This is a genomic window from Phyllobacterium sp. P5_D12, assembly GCF_054049495.1.
The window spans coordinates 1-2,102 of the sequence record NZ_JBFUMG010000678.1 but is presented as its reverse complement, the minus strand read 5'-3'; the positions used below and the strand labels follow the sequence as shown (position 1 = coordinate 2,102).

Below are 2,102 nucleotides of genomic sequence, written 5' to 3'. Positions count from 1 at the left end.
CGTCACGGGACTGCACGCCGCGCTTTGTACGGCATTTCGCACCTCGTCGGACAACGAACGTCTCGGCGTCTTGAATGCTCACCCAGACCTTGCTGGCAAACTGGCACAAGCCAAGCGTTTGACGGAGAGCTCTGCACTGGAACAGGCGTCCGCAGGCCTGGATGAGTTAGCCGACAACGAGCGAGAGAAGTTCACCGCTCTCAATACGCGCTATGTCGAAATCTTCGGATTCCCGTTCATCATCGCCGTGAAGGGCCGAAGCAAGGACGAGATCCTTTCCAGCTTCGAGACCAGGATCGCCAACAATCGCCAGACGGAATTCAACACAGCGTGCCGGGAAGTGGAGAAGATTGCTCTTCTGCGCCTTCAAGACATGCTGGCAAATTGAGGAATGAAAATGTCAAACACCAATGAAGATATCCCCGCATTCGCCCGTAACTCGATCAATCTTGCTTCGGCTGGCCTCGGGGCAAAGCCGATCTTCGCAACCGACGAATTCTTTGCACCGCTGGAACGCATGCTGAGCGATGAGCCTGCAATCTTCTATCCCGAAAAATTCGACGACAACGGCAAGTGGATGGACGGTTGGGAAACGCGCCGGCGCCGCAGCAGTGGGCATGATTATGCGGTCGTCCAGCTTGCCGCGCCGGGCACCATCGCCGGTTTCGATGTCGACACAGCCCATTTCACGGGGAACTACCCTCCTGCCTGCCGTATCGAAGCTTGTAATACAACGGGCAAACCTGATGAAGCCACCTTGTGGACGGAGGTGCTCGGATTGAGCCAACTCGGCGCTAGTTCGCACCACTACTTTACTTGCAGCTCGAAGCAAGTGTGGACTCATGTTCGCCTGCACATACACCCGGATGGCGGCGTTGCGCGCTTGCGTGTTTACGGTCAGCCATCGCTGGACATTGATAGCGTCAATGGTGAGGCAGTCGATCTCGCATCCTCGCTTCTTGGCGGCCGGGTCGTCGCCATGTCGAATGCGCATTATGGCTATCAGCGCCTGCTCGCACCAGGTCGCGGCATCAAYATGGGCGACGGCTGGGAAACACGCCGCAGGCGCGAGCCAGGCAATGACTGGATCATCATCAAGCTTGCGGCGCGCGGAACCATTGAAAGCGCAATTGTGGATACTGCCCACTTCAAGGGGAACTATCCGGACGCCTGCTCGATTCAGGTCGCCGATCTTGGCGATGCCGGCGAGAGCCTCGACGAGTTGGTTGTCGCTTCATCCATGTTCTGGGAAGAGATTCTGCCTGTCCAGAAGTTGTCCGCGGACAACATCCATGAATATGGCGGCAACCAGATCAAGCAAAACGGTGCAGTAACGCACGCTCGCTTCAACATCTACCCGGATGGCGGTGTGAGCAGGTTACGGCTGTTTGGCAAAATCGCTCGCGGATAATCCTGTGCGCGAGATCGTCGTTCAACAGTTGACCCGGGAGTCGTTTGCGCCTTTCGGAGATGTCATTGAGATCGAAGGCGCAAGCAGCTTTCCCATCAATCATGGCATGTGCATGCGCTACCATGATCTGGCCAAGGTCGAGACGACGGGAGACAATGCACGTACCTTGATTAGCCTGCTGCGTGGCAAGCCTTACGAGCTGCCCCTCAAGCTGGAAATGGTCGAGCGGCATCCTTTGGGCAGCCAAGCCTTCGTGCCCCTGTCGGGCAATCCGTTTCTCGTCGTGGCAGCTCATGACCACCCCGATGGCGCAACCGATCCTGTCGCCTTTCTGACGCAACCGGGCCAGGGTGTGAACATTCATCGCAATGTGTGGCACGGCATTCTGACGCCGCTTGAGGGCCAGTCAGACTTTGTTGTCATCGACCGGGGCGGCGATGGCGTCAATCTGCAAGAGCATTTCTATCCCGTAGCGTTTCTTATTCGCTAACTCCGACACACGCGCCAAGAAGGCCGCCCTCCTCTGGAAGGGCGGCCTTCTGTGCGTCGAGACATTCAGTTCAGGGGAATTGAGTTCTCGTCCTTGCTGGACTGATACTGCTCCGAGAGTTCCGCATATTTCGCACTGATCGCCGCGGCGCGGTTTTGCAGCCTTTCCCGATCCGGCTCCGGAAGCTCCGCAATCATCTTG

The 2,102-nt window shown here is 57.3% G+C and carries 3 protein-coding genes; all 3 read left to right on the top strand.

Annotated elements, in window-relative coordinates; translation table 11 throughout:
• On the top strand, positions 1–388 hold a 388-nt coding region (gene uraD, locus ACXJ5O_RS25195), incomplete at its 5' end, for a 2-oxo-4-hydroxy-4-carboxy-5-ureidoimidazoline decarboxylase (RefSeq protein ID WP_457302294.1).
• Between the two features lie 9 nt (positions 389–397).
• A complete protein-coding gene (alc, locus tag ACXJ5O_RS25190; protein WP_457302293.1) occupies positions 398–1,411 on the top strand; it encodes an allantoicase in 1,014 nt (337 codons plus the stop codon).
• Between the two features lie 4 nt (positions 1,412–1,415).
• Entirely contained in the window at positions 1,416–1,901 is a 486-nt protein-coding gene (locus ACXJ5O_RS25185; protein WP_457302295.1) for an ureidoglycolate lyase, read from the top strand.
• The last annotated feature ends 201 nt before the right edge of the window (positions 1,902–2,102 follow it).